The following is a 14,085-nucleotide window of genomic DNA, read 5'->3' as shown; positions in this document are numbered from 1 at the left end:
GCCCGATCGGCCCCGGGCCGACCCCGCGTCACTCCCCGATGAGGCCCGCCCGCAGCTGTGCCAGGGTGCGCGTCAGCAGCCGGGAGACGTGCATCTGGGAGATGCCGACCTCCTCGCCGATCTGGGACTGCGTCATGTTCGCGAAGAACCTCAGCATGATGATCTGCCGTTCCCGGGGCGGGAGTTTGGCGAGCAGCGGCTTGAGGGACTCGCGGTACTCGACGCCCTCGAGCGCGGTGTCCTCGTAGCCGAGGCGGTCCGCGAGCGAGCCCTCGCCGCCCTCGTCCTCCGGGGACGGGGAGTCGAGCGAGGAGGCGGTGTACGCGTTGCCGACGGCGAGGCCGTCGACGACGTCCTCCTCCGAGACCCCGAGCACGGCGGCGAGCTCCGGCACGGTCGGCGACCGGTCCAGCTTCTGCGCGAGCTCGTCGCTGGCCTTGGTCAGCGCGAGGCGCAGCTCCTGGAGCCGCCGCGGGACGCGGACGGACCAGGAGGTGTCCCGAAAGAATCGTTTGATCTCGCCCACGACGGTCGGCATCGCGAACGTCGGGAACTCCACGCCGCGTTCGCAGTCGAAGCGGTCGATCGCCTTGATCAGGCCGATGGTGCCGACCTGGACGATGTCCTCCATCGGCTCGTTGCGGCTGCGGAAGCGGGCCGCCGCGTACCGCACGAGCGGCAGGTTCAGCTCGATCAGGGTGTCGCGTACGTACGCCCGTTCGGGGCTGTCCAGGTCCAGGGTGGCAAGTCGCTGGAAGAGGGAGCGGGAGAGAGTGCGGGTGTCGATGGCTTCCGAGCGGTTGGACACTGCCGGCGGCGCCGAGCTCTTGACGAGCGTGAGCACCTTGGAGCTGCCCTGGTCTACGGACATGCCACCCCCTTGAGGTCGCGGACGGACGCGTACTGCGCGCCCGTCGGAGGAACGCAGCCTCCACCTGAATACCGGAGGCGGGGCTGCGGCAAACGCGGTTCCAGCAGAATGTCACATGTCGGCAACGCGCTGTAGCGTCATGTCGACATATGTCTCCAGCGACAGAACAGGTCAGAAGGGGATCAGCCCGTTCTGTCGGGAAAACGGGCGGATGATCTCCACCCGTTCCGGTTACGCCTCGATCCTGTTTGCGGATCTCAGTCGGGCGAAGCTGCGGGCGAGCAGCCGGGAGACGTGCATCTGGGAAACGCCCAGTTCGGCGCTGATCTGGGACTGCGTCAGATTGTTGTAGTACCGCAGGAGCAGGATCCGCTGTTCGCGCTCGGGCAGTTGTACGAGGAGATGACGTACGAGGTCCCGGTGTTCGACCCCGGCCAGCTCGGGGTCCTCGTACCCGAGGCGGTCGAGCAGCCCGGGCATCCCGTCGCCCTCCTGGGCGGCCTCGAGCGAGGTCGCGTGGTAGCTCCGCCCGGCCTCGATGCAGGACAGCACCTCGTCCTCGGTGATGCGCAGCCGCTCGGCGATCTCGGGGGTGGTCGGGGTGCGGCCGTGGAGGGTGGTGAGGTCCTCGGTGGCGGCGTTGACCTGCACCCACAGCTCGTGGAGGCGGCGCGGGACGTGCACGGTCCGGACGTTGTCGCGGAAGTACCGCTTGATCTCGCCCACGACGGTCGGCATCGCGAAGGTCGGGAACTGCACGCCGCGGTCGGGGTCGAAGCGGTCGATGGCGTTGATCAGGCCGATGGTGCCGACCTGGACCACGTCCTCCATCGGCTCGTTGCGGCTGCGGAAGCGGGCGGCCGCGTAGCGGACGAGGGGGAGGTTGGCCTCGATCAGGGCCCCGCGGACCCGGTTGTGCTCGCTGGTGCCCGGCTCCAGGCCCTTCAGCTGCCCGAAGAGGACCTGGGTGAGGGCCCGGGTGTCCGCGCCCCGGCTCTGCGTCCGCTGGGCGCCGGGAGCGGGCGCGGACGGCGCCGGGGGGACGGCCGGGGGGACGGCCGAGGGGGCGGCCGGGGGAATGACCGCGGAAGCGGCCGCGGGAAGGGGTGGGGGTGACACCGTCGCCCGGGCCGCCGGGGTGGTCGCCGGGCCGGTGGCCGGGGGCTCGTCGTGCTGCGGCGGGACCTGGGGGTCCTGGTGGGCTTCCTGCTGCGGGTCCTGCTGGGGTGGCACCTGAGGCGCTGTACTGGCCGGCACGGTCACGCCACCCCTTCAGTCAACTTCAGTCAACGCATCCGTCAAAAGCGGTCATAGCATCACAAGAGATGTGCACTGTGTGCAAGCACCGTATATCGCCGTGTTGAGGGCAAGTTGGGCATATCGTGGCATTCCATCGGGCTGCGGGTACGCAAAAAACCCCCACCCGTCGGAGTGGGGGCCGGAAGACCGGGAGCCGCTTCAGCGTACGGGTCAGCGCACCAGTTCGGTCATGAACTCGCCGATGCCCGAAGCGGCGTCCGATATCCCCTGGAAGCCTATTTCCACGATCTCGGCGGCCCTCTTCGGCTGGGTGATGATGACGAAGAGGACGAACACGGTCAGGGCGCTCGTGATGAGCTTCTTGGTGTCCACGGGCGCGCGGCCTCCCCAACCGGTCCATTGTGAGTCGGGTGAGTCTAACCGGTCAGGATTGGGCACTCACCTGTCCTTTAAGGACCAATGACCCGGTGGGACGGGCCCTTTGCCGCTGGGGCGGCCTGCGCACGGGGCGCATGCTTGTTGTGAGCCCACCGGTTCTGGCAGGAAACCGGTGGGTGAGGGACAGGGCCTCACTGCGGGGTCCGAGCCGCAAGCTTCCCCCTGACTGCGGCCCGGACTGGCAGGTTCCGTCCTCAACGGGGGAAGTGGCTTGTCCCCCCGATGCCACTTCCCCCGTCCCATGCGTCGAAGGCTCCGACCCCCGCGGTCGGGGCCTTCTTCGCGTGCGCGCGGCGGCCCGCCGCCGGCGGTTCCTACTCGATGCCGCCGGCCAGGTCAGTGAGGGGCTGTACGGGGGCGATGACGGGCGCCAGCTGGTCCGGCAGCGTCATCAGCTGGTTGAGCTGGTTCGCGCCCTCGCTGAGCTTCGCGCCGATCTCCTGGACCGAGGCGGGCTGCGCGCCGGACGGCATGCCGGGCGCCGCCGTCGGCAGATCGGGGAGCGTGAGGGGCGAGATCGGGGCGTCCGCGGCGGAGGCGGCCGGAGCGGCGAGGCCCGCGGCGGCCCCCGCGAGGGCGATGGCGGCGAGCATGCGCTGGGTCTTGGTCATGCCGTGACAACGGCCGAGGGGGCGGGCGGTCACGCCGGTGTCCTCCGGACAGGTCGCCGGTTCCTGTGTGGGTGCCCGCCGGTGGGCGGGTGCGGCGCCGCTGCCGGCGCTCTGTCCCGGACCCCGCGCCCCGAACGCCGACGGGGCTGGGCTGGACCGGCGGGGCCGGGATCGCGGGCCGGGCCGGGTCCCCGATACGCCGAGAGCCCCGACCCTTGCGGGGCGGGGCTCTCGATCGGAGCGGTAGTGGAGGGATTTGAACCCCCGATGGGTTGCCCCATACTCGCTTTCGAGGCGAGCTCCTTCGGCCACTCGGACACACTACCGAGATGGATCCTAGCCTACGGAGCGGCATCCTCTGAAATCGGCGTCCGCCGCGTGCGCGAAACCCGCCTCGGAGGCCGTGTCAGAGCAGCGCCGGAGCCGTGCCGGAGCAGCGACGGAGCCGTTTCGGCGCCGTGTCACAGGTCGCGGAAGAAGTCCGTCAGCTGCCGGGCGCACTCCTCGGCGAGGACGCCACGGACCACCTCCGGCCGGTGGTTGAGCCTGCGGTCCCGTACGAGGTCCCAGAGCGAGCCCGCGGCGCCCGCCTTGTCGTCGTCCGCGCCGTAGACGACCCGGGCGACGCGTGACTGCACGAGCGCGCCCGCGCACATCACGCACGGCTCCAGGGTCACCACGAGGGTGCATCCCGGAAGGCGCCATTCCCCGAGCGCGGCGGCGGCCCGCCGCAGTGCCAGCACCTCGGCGTGCGCGGTCGGGTCGCCGGTGGCCTCGCGCTCGTTGTGGCCGGTGGCGAGGAGCTCCCCCGCCGGGCCGAGCACGACGGCGCCGACCGGCACGTCGCCGGCCGGCACCGCCAGGGCGGCCTCCTGGAGCGCGAGGCGCATGGAGTCCCGCCAGGGATCCCGTACGGGATCCGGAGTGTGCGTGTCCTGCATGTGGATCACTAGCGGACGGCCTCCAGGACCTCGGTGGCGCCGAGTGAATCGGCGATCTCCGAGAGGGCGTCCCCGTCGAGGGTCATCAGCTGCTTGTGGGTCACCCCGAGGTCGTCCAGCAACCGGGGATCACCGAGCGGACCGGCCGGTACCGGCTCCGCGCCGCTCCCGCCCGCCTCGTCCTCGTCGGCGTCCTCGTCCGCATAGGCGGAGCCGGAATCCTCCTCACCGTCCTCGGTGCCGTCCAGGTCGAGCTCGTCGAGTTCGTCGTCCTCCTCGTCGTTGCCCAGCAGCTCTTTGGTCAGCATCGAGCCGTAGGAGCTGCGGGCGGCCGCGGCGGCGTTCGACACGAAGTACCGCGGGTCCTCCTCGCCGTCCACGCGGACGACGCCGAACCAGGCGTCCTCCTGCTCGATGAGGGCGACCACCGTGTCGTCGTCGACAGCGGCGGAACGGGCGAGATCGATCAGATCACTGAGGGACTCGACGTCGTCGAGTTCCATGTCGCTCGCTTCCCACCCGTCTTCGGTGCGCGCGAGCAGTGCGGCGAAGTACACCGTGACTCTCCCACTGGTCATAGGCGTGCCGGTTGGAGGTCCCCCCGGCCGGAGGTTGGGGCGGAACGGCGGTGGTGCGTCGTGCGGTGCTGCGTTGCCGTCCGTGCCCCGCCCAATCGGCATCGTGGCAGAAACGGCGGCTTTGCGAGAGGTCTTCCGCGCTTGCGTCGTGCCGTGGCGCCTCCCGGCGGGGGGCGTACGGGGTTCCGCGGCAGGGCGTGTCGGACCCGGTCGAGGCGCCCGCGCCGGAGCTGTGCCCCGGACCCCGCTCCTCAAACGCCGGAGGGGCCGGCCGGGGCGGCGGGGCGGGAGACCGGGCCTACCAGCGGAACGTGCGCATGCGCATCTGCTGGCGCATACGGGCCGCGCGGGCGCGGCGGGGCTGGACCCGGTCGCGGAGCGCGCGGGCCTCCATCAGGTCGCGCAGGAACTGCGCGCGGCGCGCTCGGCGCTGTGCGGCGGTCTCCGGCTCCTCCGCCGTGTTGTCGCTCGGCTGCGTGTCGGGCATCGGCCACCACCCCGTGCTGGTCGGTCGTCCCCCTCGCACCCACCTTCCCCCGAACAGTCCGTTTGATGCCACCCAAGTGCAGGTCAAGCAGGTCAGGGGGGTCGGGGGGCGGCCCGCGACGGGGCGGCGACGGGGGGCCGCGAGGGGCCGCACGGGTGGCCGGAAAGGTCAGGAATCGTCCGTGAGGGCAGGGACGACCGCCACCGGGCCGTGGGCGTGGTGGAGCACCGCCTGCGCCACCGAGCCGATCTGCAGGGACATGGCGGTGCGCCTCGGGTGGTGGCGGCCGACCACGATCAGGGCCGCCGACCGGGAGGCGGTGACGAGGCGGCCCGCCGGGTCGCCGGGGACGGCGGTCTGCTCCACCGGCACGTCCGGGTACCGGGCCCGGAAGGGGGCGAGGCGTTCCGTCTGGGAGCGCAGCATCTCCAGCTCCGCGGGGACGGCGTCGTCCTCCGGAGCCGGCAGTCCTTCGGGCGGGACGACCACGAAGGGGGCGTCCACCACCATGGTCGGGACGGGCGGGATGAGGTACGCGGAGACCACCTGGACGGCGGTCCCCCGCGCGGCGGCCTCCGTGAAGGCGAAGGCGAGGACGTCGTCGGGGGTCTCGGCGGCGTGCAGGCCGAGCACCACCCGCCCCGCGGACTCCTCCTCGTCGGCCCCCGCCGCACGTTCCGCGTGCGGGACCACCACGACCGGGCAGGGCGCCGTGGACGCCACGGCGCGGCTGTTCGAGCCCAGCAGCAGGCTGGCGAAGCCCCCGCGCCCCCGGGAGCCCATGACCAGCATCCTGGCCTCCGCGCCGATCACGCGCAGCGCCTCGGGCACGGAGCCCTCCAGCGGCTCGTACCGGATCCCCTCGGGGAGCTTGCCGCCGCTGCCCAGCAGGGCCACTATCCGGTCGTGCACCGGGTCCGCGTACTCCTCCGGCTCCGAGGTGTCGTGAAGTGAGGAACGGCGGCCCGCATACAACTGTGCCTCGTCGGGCAGGACATGGGCGATCAGCAGCTCCGTCCCGTGCCGGACGGCCGCAGCCCGTGCCCACTCCAGGGCCTTGAGGCTGTGTTCGGATCCGTCGACGGCTGCGATCACCGGTGCGTGCGTCATCAGTCCAGCGTGCGGGGCGTACGGGTGGTCCGCATCCGGGGCGTCCCGGGGGGCGGGGCCGGAGGCGGCGCGCGAGGGCGCGAAGCGGCCCGGTCAGCGCGTAGCCTTTTGGGTGTGGGTCGCGTCTCGCGGCCGTTTTTGCAGGTCGCAGGCCGAATTTTGGAGGATGTTGTGCGTTTGCAGGTAGTCGATCACCCCTTGGTGGCGCACAAGCTCACGACCCTGCGCGACAAGCGCACCGACTCGCCCACGTTCCGTCGGCTCGCCGACGAGCTGGTGACCCTGCTCGCCTACGAGGCCACGCGCGACGTGCGGACCGAACAGGCCGACATCGAGACCCCGGTGGGTCCCACGACCGGCGTGAAGCTCTCGTACCCGCGTCCGCTGGTCGTGCCGATCCTGCGCGCCGGCCTCGGCATGCTCGACGGCATGGTGCGGCTGCTGCCGACGGCCGAGGTGGGCTTCCTGGGCATGGTCCGCAACGAGGAGACCCTGGAGGCCTCCACGTACGCGACGCGCATGCCGGAGGACCTCTCGGGCCGCCAGGTCTACGTGGTCGACCCGATGCTCGCCACCGGCGGCACGCTGGTCGCGGCGATCCAGGAGCTGATCAAGCGCGGCGCCGACGACGTGACGGCCGTGGTGCTGCTGGCTGCGCCGGAGGGCGTGGAGATCATGGAGCGCGAGCTGGCGGGCACGCCGGTGACGGTGGTGACGGCCGCGGTGGACGAGCGGCTCAACGAGCACGGCTACATCGTGCCGGGGCTGGGCGACGCGGGCGACCGCATGTACGGCTCGGCCGAGTAGCCTCCGGCGGGCAGGGGCGCAGCGGGCCCGGGCGGCCCCGAGCGGCCCCGAGCAGTCCCGGACGGGGCTGCAGGGGAACCGCCGCCCGGCCGGGCAGGGCCGGGCGGCGGTTCAGCACTTGGCGGGCGCGGGCGAGGGGTTGGCCAGGAGGGCCAGCGCCTTGTCCGCGTCCTCCTTCGTGCTCAGCTCCTTGAAGGCGTCGCCCAGGATCAGGTCGATGTCCGCGCTCTCGCGGGCGTCGGTCTGCTGGGTGGTACCGGCGAGCTGGGCACCGAGCACGGAGTAGGCGGCCTTGTCGGTCGTGGGGGAACCCAGCAGTATCCCGGCGCCGGGGACCTTCTTGTCGAAGTCGGCGGGGGCGTTGCCGACCTTGCCGATGACGAAGCCGCGTTTTTGCAGCTCGTCGCCGACGGCCTTGGCGAGGCCGGCCCGCGGGGTCGCGTTGTAGACGTTGACCGTGATCTGGCCGGGCTGCGGGAGGACGACCGCCGGCCCTGCGGAGGCCGCGGGGGCGCCCTTGGTGGCGGCGTCGGCCGCCTTCTTCTCGCAGTCCTCGGCGGCCGCAGCCGCATTCCGTTTGGCGGTGTCGCCGCGGAACACGTCGATGAGCTGCAGCGCCCCGTAGCCGAGCAGGGCGAGCGCAAGGACCGAGCCGAGCACGGAGAGGACGATCCGTCGACGGCTCCGCTTACGGCTCATGCGAGGGTAGGCGGCTCCCGTGACGCGGTACTTTCCGCCCATGCCGGGGGGAGTGAGCATGCTCATGGGCGCAGCGTAGTGCCGCCCGGGAGTGATGCCTACTAAATGATCTGCTGATAGGTCAATGGAGACCCGAAAGGCGCAATCCGCCCCGAAGCGGGTCAGTCCATTTCGAGGACGCGCGCGTGCAGCACCTGGCGCTGCTGGAGGGCCGCGCGCACCGCGCGGTGCAGCCCGTCCTCCAGGTAGAGGTCGCCCCGCCACTTGACCACGTGGGCGAAGAGGTCGCCGTAGAAGGTGGAGTCCTCGGCGAGCAGCGTTTCCAGGTCCAGCTGGCCCTTGGTCGTCACCAGCTGGTCGAGCCGGACCGGGCGCGGCGCGACGTCCGCCCACTGCCGGGTGGTTTCCCTGCCGTGGTCGGGGTACGGCCGTCCGCTTCCGATGCGCTTGAAGATCACACGGAAAGCCTACCGGGCCCGTGCCTGCGGGCGCAGCCTGGCGACGTTGGTGCAAAAGTGTCAAACAGGGCTATTCCGGGAGTGATACATGAGCGAGAGCACCGACGCCGCCGCCCCGGCGGACCATGCCGGGCAGGCGGGACCGGCCGCGGAGATCGCCGCCGGGTACGCCTTCACGGGACCGGCGCTCGACCTGGGGGCCCTGCTCTGGGACGGCTCCTGCCTGCCGGAACGGCAGATCCGCATCCCCCTGGCCATGCTGGGCCGGCACGGTCTGGTCGCGGGCGCCACCGGCACCGGCAAGACCAAGACGCTCCAGCTGATCGCCGAGCAGTTGTCCGCCCAAGGCGTACCCGTCTTCCTCGCGGACATCAAGGGAGACGTCTCGGGGATCTCCGCGCCGGGTGCGGCGGGCGGCAAGGTCGCCGAACGGGCCCGCGAGGTGGCCCAGGAGTGGGAGCCCACCGGATACCCGAGCGAGTTCTATTCGCTCGGCGGCATCGGCCCCGGGATCCCGGTCCGCTCCACCGTCACCGGCTTCGGCCCGGTCCTGCTCTCGAAGGTGCTCCGGCTCAACCAGACGCAGGAGCAGTCGCTCGGCCTGATCTTCCACTACGCCGACTCCAAGGGCCTGGAGCTGATCGACCTCAAGGACCTGCGCGCGGTCGTCGCCTTCCTCGTCTCCGACAAGGGCAAGCCCGAACTCAAGGGGATCGGCGGACTGTCCACCGCGACCGCCGGGGTGATCCTGCGGGCACTGACCGCCTTCGAGCAGCAGGGCGCATCGGAGTTCTTCGGCGAGCCCGAGTTCGACACCAGCGAGTTCCTGCGCACGGCCGCCGACGGCCGCGGAACGGTCTCCCTGCTGGAGCTCCCGGCGGTCCAGGACAAGCCCCAGCTCTTCTCCACCTTCCTGATGTGGCTGCTGGCCGACCTCTACACCGACCTGCCCGAGGTCGGCGACCTGGAGAAGCCCAAGCTCGTCTTCTTCTTCGACGAGGCCCACCTGCTCTTCAACGGCGCCTCGAAGGCCTTCCTGGAGGCCGTCACCCAGACCGTCCGCCTCATCCGCTCCAAGGGCGTCGGCGTGTTCTTCGTGACCCAGACCCCCAAGGACGTACCGGCCGACGTGCTCGCCCAGCTCGGCAACCGGGTGCAGCACGCGCTGCGCGCCTTCACCCCCGACGACGCGAAGGCGCTGAAGGCGACGGTGAAGACCTTCCCCAACTCCCCGTACGACCTGGAGGAGCTGCTCACGCAACTGGGCACCGGCGAGGCCGTCGTCACCGTGCTCAGCGAGAAGGGCGCCCCCACCCCGGTGGCCGCAACCAGGCTGCGCGCCCCGCAGTCGCTGATGGGGCCGGTCGAGGCGGCCGAGCTGGACCGGGCGGTGAAGTCCTCGCTGCTGTGGTCGCGTTACGCGGAACCGGTCGACCGTGAATCGGCGTACGAGAAGATCAGCGCCGAACAGGCCGCCGCCGAAGCCGAGGCGGAGGCGGCAGCAGCCGCCGCGGAGGCTGAGAAGCAGGCGAAGGCGGCCGAGAAGGAGGCGGCGCGGGGTGCGCGGGGCGCACCGAAGCCGGAGCCGTCACTGGCCGAACAGGTCGTGGGTAGCGGGCTGTTCCGCTCGCTGGCCCGGTCGGTCGGCACCCAGCTCGGCCGGGAGATCTCCCGCTCCCTCTTCGGGACGGCCCGCCGGCGGCGGTGAGCCCGGACCGCGGTTCGAGGCGGAGTCGAGCGAACCGATTGCCGCTGCGCGGGTGCTCGCTGACAGACTCTCCGCATGCGGACCGAACTCACCGACACCACCTCCAGCAAGGTCAACCGGGCCCTGCTCGAAGCCCGCCGGGCCATAGGCAGCCCCACCATGGGGCTGGTGCTGACCCTCGTCGTCGTCACCGACGAGGAGAACGCGTACGACGCCGTGCGCGCGGCCTCGGAGGCCTCGCGGGAGCACCCGTGCCGCATCATCACGGTGATCAAGCGGGTCTCGCGCGGCCCGCTCACGCTCCGGGCGACCCGGATGGACGCCGAGCTGCGGGTCGGCACCGACGCCGGGACCGGGGAGATCGTGATGCTCCGCCTGCACGGGGCGCTGACCGAGCACACCGCCTCGGTCGTGCTGCCGCTGCTCGTGCCGGACGCGCCCGTGGTGGCGTGGTGGCCGGCCGACGCCCCCGCCGACCTGGCGGGGGACCCGCTGGGCGCGCTCGCGCAGCGCCGGATCACCGACGCGGCGGCCGCCGCGGACCCGGTGGCCGTGCTCGACGAGCGGGCCGCCGGCTACCACCCCGGCGACACCGACCTCGCCTGGACCAGGCTGACCCAGTGGCGGGCGCTGCTGGCCGCCGCCCTCGACCAGAAGCCGCTGCCGGTGACGGGTGCGACGGTGGAGAGCGAGGCCGACAACGTGAGCGCCGAACTGCTGGCCCGCTGGCTGGAGGACCGGCTGGGGGTGCCGGTGGAGCGGGTCGAGAGCCCCGGCCCGGTGATCACCCGGGTGACCCTGCGCACCGCGGAGGGCGAGATCCGCGTGGAGCGCCCCGCGGGCGCGCTGGCCACCCTGGTCCTGCCGGGGAGCGTCGACCGCAAGGTGGCGCTGAAGATCCGCAGCAACGCCGAACTGATCTCGGAGGAGCTGCGCCGCCTCGACGCCGACGTGGTCTACGGCTCCGCGCTGCGGCGGCGGCCGCTCCAGGCGGCGCTCTCCGCGTAGTGGTTGTCGTAGGTCGCCGAGCTGTCCTTGATGTCCTGCACGGTGGCCTCGCCCGCGTTGACCCGGCCGAGGAGCCGGTAGTAGTCGAAGCGGCCCATGCCGGGGGTGAAGCCGACGAAGACGCTCGCGGTGTGGCCGGCGGCCGGGGCGAAGGCGTGCTTGACGCCCGGCGGGATCGCGATGAAGTCGCCGGCTTCGAGGGTCTGGATCTCGTCGTCGACGAGTACGTCGAGCCTGCCCGCGGTGACGTGGAAGAACTCGGTGGCCTTGGTGTGGAAGTGCACCGGGGCCCCGGCAGCGCCCTCGTCGAACGTGGCGGTGTTGCAGGTGAGTTCGGCGGTGTCCGTGAGCAGCGTGATGAGGCTGCCGGGGGCGTCGTAGATGGCTTCGGCGGTGGCGGCGCGGGTCGCGATCTCTGTCATGTCCCCCAATCTACGGGCCGGATAGACCGGCATCAGGGGTCAATCGGGAGCCTTTCGGACCGGTCAATTCCCGCTGCTCCGGCGGCATCGGCCACAGCCAGCCCCGTCGGCGTTCGAGGCGCGGGGTCCGGGGCGGAGCCCCGGGAGGCCCGGCCGCATCCGGAGCGCCGCTCCGCGAGGCCCGGGCTCACGCGCCGCCCCGCGAGGCCTTGGCCGCGGCCTTCATCTCCTGCTTGTGCGCCCGTACTTTGGCCAGCGACTCCGGTCCCGTGATGTCCGCCGCCGACCGGTAGACGTTCGCCTGCCCGTAGCCGCCCGCGGCCTCCCGCCAGCCCTTCGGCCGCACCCCCAGCCGCTTGCCCAGCAGCGCGAGGAAGATCTGCGCCTTCTGCTCCCCGAAGCCCGGCAGCGCCTTCAGCCGCTTCAGCAGCTCCGCGCCCGTCCCCGCATCGGCCCAGACGGCCGCCGCGTCCCCTCCGTAGTGCTCGACGAGGTACGCGCACAGTTGCTGCACGCGCTTGGCCATCGACCCCGGGTAGCGGTGCACGGCCGGTTTCTCCGAGAGCAGGGCGGCGAAGGCCTCGGGGTCGTACGCGGCGATCTCGTGCGCGTCCAGATCGTCGCCGCCCATCCGCTGGGCGATCGTCCACGGCCCGGAGAACGCCCACTCCATCGGCACCTGCTGGTCCAGCAGCATCCCGACGAGCGCGGCGAGCGGGCTCCGCGCGAGCAGCGCGTCGGCCTCAGGCTGCTGCGCGAGCCGCATGGTGATCTCGTTGTCCATGGCTCCAGGGTCCCCCGCGGACGCGCTTCCCGCGCGGTTGTCGCACCCCGCCCCTAGCGTGGGTCGTGCAGTGGTGCAGTCGAACAGTCGAAGAGCAAGCCGAGGAGTCGATCGATCATGGTTGAGTTCAGCGAAGGCGCGCCGTGCTGGGTGGACGCGATGTTCGCCGATGTGGAGGCCGCCAAGTCCTTCTACGGCGATGTACTGGGCTGGACGTTCGGGGATGCCAGCAGCGAGTACGGCAATTACACGCAGGCGTACTCCGGCGGCAAGGCCGTGGCGGCCGTCGTCCCGCCGATGCCGGGGGTCGAGGCGCCCTCGCAGTGGTGTCTGTACCTCGCCTCGCCCGACGCGGCCGCGACCGCCGCGAAGGTCGCGTCGGCCGGCGGCGAGGTGCTGATGGGCCCGATGCAGGTCGGCACGTTCGGCACGATGCTGATCGCGAAGGAGCCGAGCGGGGCGGTCTTCGGCGTCTGGCAGCCGGGTGACCACAAGGGCTTCGAGAAGATGGGCGAGAACGGGTCCTTCGCCTGGGCGGAGGTCTTCTCCCGGGAGGTGGCCAAGCCGGACGCGTTCCTGCCGAAGGTCTTCCCGTACGGCGTCCAGACGATGGATCCGGGCGACTCCGGGATGGACTACAAGGTCTTCAGCGTCGGTGGCCCGGAGAACCCGGTCCTGGGCCGGATGGCCATGGGCGACGAGTTCCCGCCCGAGATCCCGTCCTACATCCAGGTCTACTTCTCCGTCCCGAACTGCGACGAAGCGGTCGCGAAGACCCAGGCGCTCGGCGGGAAGCTGCACTTCGGCCCGATGGACAGCCCGTTCGGGCGGTTCGCGGCGGTGACGGACCCGCAGGGAGCGGCCTTCGCGGTGATCGACACGGCGACGACGGTCGGTGAGATGCCGAAGTTCGAGTAGCTCCATCCGGCTCCCGCACGACATGCCCGTGCCCCTGCCGGGGACTCACGCCAGGGGCACGGGGGTGTGGGGGTGTGGAGCCGTCCACGGGGGGAGGGATACCGGCCGGGGGCTCCGCCGAACAGGTTTCTGATGCCGTCTTCACCCGGATGCCGGAGCCGTTTCACCGCAGAAACGAAGCTTCAGCCGCGGCTGCCGATCAGCGACATGAGCAGCTCGTGGGTCTCGGCGTCCGCGGCGGCGACGAGCCCGCGGCCCGCCTCCCCGAGCGGGGCGCCGTCGATCCCGGTGACCACGCAGCCCGCGGCCTGGCACAGGGCGATGCCCGCGGCGAAGTGCACGCTCCCGGAGAGGTCCCCGCCGTCGGTGACGTACGCGGCGCGCTTGCCCGCGGCGACCCAGGCCAGTGCCAGCGTCGTGGACACGACGCGCGGCCGGAAGCGCTCGGCGAACACGGGGTGGGCCAGCAGGTCCACGGCCCGGAAGCCGGGAGCGCCGGGGAACGGCGGGTCGAGGTTGACGTCGACCAGCCGGGTGGCGGACGAGGGCTCCAGCGGGGTCTCGGACCCGTCGCGGTGGCGCACCCGGGCGGTCCGGCCGTCGCTCGCGAAGACCTCGCCGCTGAACGGGTCGGCCACGGCCGCCGCACCGTCGCGCAGCGCCACGTTCACGGCCACCAGCATGTTGCCGACGGCGTAGTTCAGCGTGCCGCACAGGGGGTCCACCAGCCACTGCCGCACGGCCCCGTCGGCGCCCTGCTGCCCGCCCTCCTCGCCGAGCACCGCATCGTCGGGACGCGCGGCACGGATGATGCCGAGGATCGCCTCCTCGGCCTCGACGTCGGCGGTGGTGGCGAAGTCCCCGGCGCCCTTGTCGATGCGGTCGAGCCGCCGGCCGTACAGCTCCCGGACCACGTCCGCGCCGGCTTGCGCCGCGGCTATGGCGACTTTGGTGTCGTCGAGCTTCGCGTATGAGTCGATCATGC

Annotated in this window: 17 protein-coding genes and 1 tRNA gene; 4 read left to right on the top strand and 14 right to left on the bottom strand. The window is 71.9% G+C overall.

The features are described 5' to 3' along the window. Window positions 1-28: 28 nt before the first annotated feature. From ACIGFK_RS07230 to ACIGFK_RS07190, 9 genes are all read right to left on the bottom strand, one after another. Complete coding sequence (locus ACIGFK_RS07230) at window positions 29-871, bottom strand: RNA polymerase sigma factor SigF (protein ID WP_376659274.1); 843 nt, start codon at window positions 869-871, stop codon at window positions 29-31. Window positions 872-1,102: 231 nt separating this feature from the next. Then, the gene (locus tag ACIGFK_RS07225; RefSeq protein ID WP_400051035.1) at window positions 1,103-1,951 is read right to left on the bottom strand and encodes an RNA polymerase sigma factor SigF; all 849 of its coding nucleotides are present in this window, start codon (window positions 1,949-1,951) and stop codon (window positions 1,103-1,105) included. Window positions 1,952-2,341: 390 nt separating this feature from the next. Next, window positions 2,342-2,503: a hypothetical protein gene (locus tag ACIGFK_RS07220; protein ID WP_365172386.1), complete on the bottom strand. Its 162-nt coding sequence runs from the start codon at window positions 2,501-2,503 to the stop codon at window positions 2,342-2,344. Window positions 2,504-2,883: 380 nt separating this feature from the next. Then, window positions 2,884-3,213, bottom strand: coding sequence for a hypothetical protein (locus tag ACIGFK_RS07215; RefSeq protein WP_376659273.1), 330 nt, complete (start codon window positions 3,211-3,213; stop codon window positions 2,884-2,886). A 208-nt stretch (window positions 3,214-3,421) separates the two neighbouring features. Further along, window positions 3,422-3,506 (bottom strand) — tRNA-Ser (locus tag ACIGFK_RS07210). 135 nt (window positions 3,507-3,641) lie between these two features. Further along, window positions 3,642-4,121 carry a tRNA adenosine(34) deaminase TadA gene (gene tadA, locus ACIGFK_RS07205; protein WP_376659272.1) on the bottom strand — a complete coding sequence of 160 codons (480 nt, stop codon included), beginning with the start codon at window positions 4,119-4,121 and terminating at the stop codon, window positions 3,642-3,644. Between the two features lie 8 nt (window positions 4,122-4,129). Beyond that, window positions 4,130-4,678: a hypothetical protein gene (locus ACIGFK_RS07200; RefSeq protein ID WP_400051033.1), complete on the bottom strand. Its 549-nt coding sequence runs from the start codon at window positions 4,676-4,678 to the stop codon at window positions 4,130-4,132. A gap of 319 nt (window positions 4,679-4,997) precedes the next feature. After that, window positions 4,998-5,186, bottom strand: a complete 189-nt coding sequence (locus ACIGFK_RS07195; protein WP_376659271.1) for a hypothetical protein — start codon at window positions 5,184-5,186, stop codon at window positions 4,998-5,000. Window positions 5,187-5,354: 168 nt separating this feature from the next. Next, a complete protein-coding gene (locus tag ACIGFK_RS07190) occupies window positions 5,355-6,296 on the bottom strand; it encodes a universal stress protein (protein WP_400050878.1) in 942 nt (313 codons plus the stop codon). Window positions 6,297-6,467: 171 nt separating this feature from the next. Here ACIGFK_RS07190 and upp point away from each other — a divergent pair, with 171 nt between their 5' ends. After that, window positions 6,468-7,103 (top strand): uracil phosphoribosyltransferase, encoded by a 636-nt coding sequence (gene upp, locus ACIGFK_RS07185; protein ID WP_376659269.1) that lies wholly within the window; start codon window positions 6,468-6,470, stop codon window positions 7,101-7,103. 111 nt (window positions 7,104-7,214) lie between these two features. Here the strand turns inward: upp and ACIGFK_RS07180 are convergent, their stop codons facing one another. Further along, window positions 7,215-7,868 (bottom strand): LytR C-terminal domain-containing protein, encoded by a 654-nt coding sequence (locus ACIGFK_RS07180; RefSeq protein WP_376660008.1) that lies wholly within the window; start codon window positions 7,866-7,868, stop codon window positions 7,215-7,217. A gap of 95 nt (window positions 7,869-7,963) precedes the next feature. Next, entirely contained in the window at window positions 7,964-8,260 is a 297-nt protein-coding gene (locus ACIGFK_RS07175) for a type II toxin-antitoxin system VapB family antitoxin (protein WP_030010424.1), read from the bottom strand. A gap of 88 nt (window positions 8,261-8,348) precedes the next feature. On the opposite strand from ACIGFK_RS07175, the gene ACIGFK_RS07170 reads away from it, so the two are divergent. Together ACIGFK_RS07170 and opcA are read left to right on the top strand one after the other, a co-directional pair. After that, a complete protein-coding gene (locus ACIGFK_RS07170) occupies window positions 8,349-9,968 on the top strand; it encodes a helicase HerA-like domain-containing protein (protein WP_386469721.1) in 1,620 nt (539 codons plus the stop codon). 75 nt (window positions 9,969-10,043) lie between these two features. Then, window positions 10,044-10,976, top strand: a complete 933-nt coding sequence (gene opcA / locus ACIGFK_RS07165; RefSeq protein ID WP_376660010.1) for a glucose-6-phosphate dehydrogenase assembly protein OpcA — start codon at window positions 10,044-10,046, stop codon at window positions 10,974-10,976. Here the strand turns inward: opcA and ACIGFK_RS07160 are convergent. Then, window positions 10,925-11,398 carry a cupin domain-containing protein gene (locus ACIGFK_RS07160; RefSeq protein ID WP_376660011.1) on the bottom strand — a complete coding sequence of 158 codons (474 nt, stop codon included), beginning with the start codon at window positions 11,396-11,398 and terminating at the stop codon, window positions 10,925-10,927. The genes opcA and ACIGFK_RS07160 overlap by 52 nt on opposite strands. 187 nt (window positions 11,399-11,585) lie before the next feature. Next, complete coding sequence (locus ACIGFK_RS07155; protein WP_376660012.1) at window positions 11,586-12,182, bottom strand: HhH-GPD-type base excision DNA repair protein; 597 nt, start codon at window positions 12,180-12,182, stop codon at window positions 11,586-11,588. A gap of 117 nt (window positions 12,183-12,299) precedes the next feature. On the opposite strand from ACIGFK_RS07155, the gene ACIGFK_RS07150 reads away from it, so the two are divergent. Next, entirely contained in the window at window positions 12,300-13,100 is an 801-nt protein-coding gene (locus ACIGFK_RS07150; protein ID WP_376660013.1) for a VOC family protein, read from the top strand. A gap of 182 nt (window positions 13,101-13,282) precedes the next feature. Here the strand turns inward: ACIGFK_RS07150 and ACIGFK_RS07145 are convergent, their stop codons facing one another. Beyond that, window positions 13,283-14,083 carry an inositol monophosphatase family protein gene (locus ACIGFK_RS07145; RefSeq protein ID WP_400050875.1) on the bottom strand — a complete coding sequence of 267 codons (801 nt, stop codon included), beginning with the start codon at window positions 14,081-14,083 and terminating at the stop codon, window positions 13,283-13,285. Window positions 14,084-14,085: the final 2 nt, after the last annotated feature.

Source organism: Streptomyces sp. NPDC085524 (assembly GCF_044541755.1).
Lineage (GTDB): Bacteria > Actinomycetota > Actinomycetes > Streptomycetales > Streptomycetaceae > Streptomyces.
This window is presented reverse-complemented; position numbering and strand designations above follow the sequence as displayed.

Bases quoted from the DNA above. Each gene is read 5' to 3' on its own strand.
- ACIGFK_RS07160 (WP_376660011.1), bottom strand. From the start codon at position 11,398: ATGACAGAGATCGCGACCCGCGCCGCCACCGCCGAAGCCATCTACGAC.
- ACIGFK_RS07190 (WP_400050878.1), bottom strand. From the start codon at position 6,296: ATGACGCACGCACCGGTGATCGCAGCCGTCGACGGATCCGAACACAGC.
- tadA (WP_376659272.1), bottom strand. From the start codon at position 4,121: ATGCAGGACACGCACACTCCGGATCCCGTACGGGATCCCTGGCGGGAC.
- ACIGFK_RS07195 (WP_376659271.1), bottom strand. From the start codon at position 5,186: ATGCCCGACACGCAGCCGAGCGACAACACGGCGGAGGAGCCGGAGACC.
- ACIGFK_RS07150 (WP_376660013.1), top strand. From the start codon at position 12,300: ATGGTTGAGTTCAGCGAAGGCGCGCCGTGCTGGGTGGACGCGATGTTC.
- ACIGFK_RS07230 (WP_376659274.1), bottom strand. From the start codon at position 871: ATGTCCGTAGACCAGGGCAGCTCCAAGGTGCTCACGCTCGTCAAGAGC.
- opcA (WP_376660010.1), top strand. From the start codon at position 10,044: ATGCGGACCGAACTCACCGACACCACCTCCAGCAAGGTCAACCGGGCC.
- ACIGFK_RS07170 (WP_386469721.1), top strand. From the start codon at position 8,349: ATGAGCGAGAGCACCGACGCCGCCGCCCCGGCGGACCATGCCGGGCAG.
- ACIGFK_RS07180 (WP_376660008.1), bottom strand. From the start codon at position 7,868: ATGAGCATGCTCACTCCCCCCGGCATGGGCGGAAAGTACCGCGTCACG.
- ACIGFK_RS07155 (WP_376660012.1), bottom strand. From the start codon at position 12,182: ATGGACAACGAGATCACCATGCGGCTCGCGCAGCAGCCTGAGGCCGAC.
- ACIGFK_RS07145 (WP_400050875.1), bottom strand. From the start codon at position 14,083: ATGATCGACTCATACGCGAAGCTCGACGACACCAAAGTCGCCATAGCC.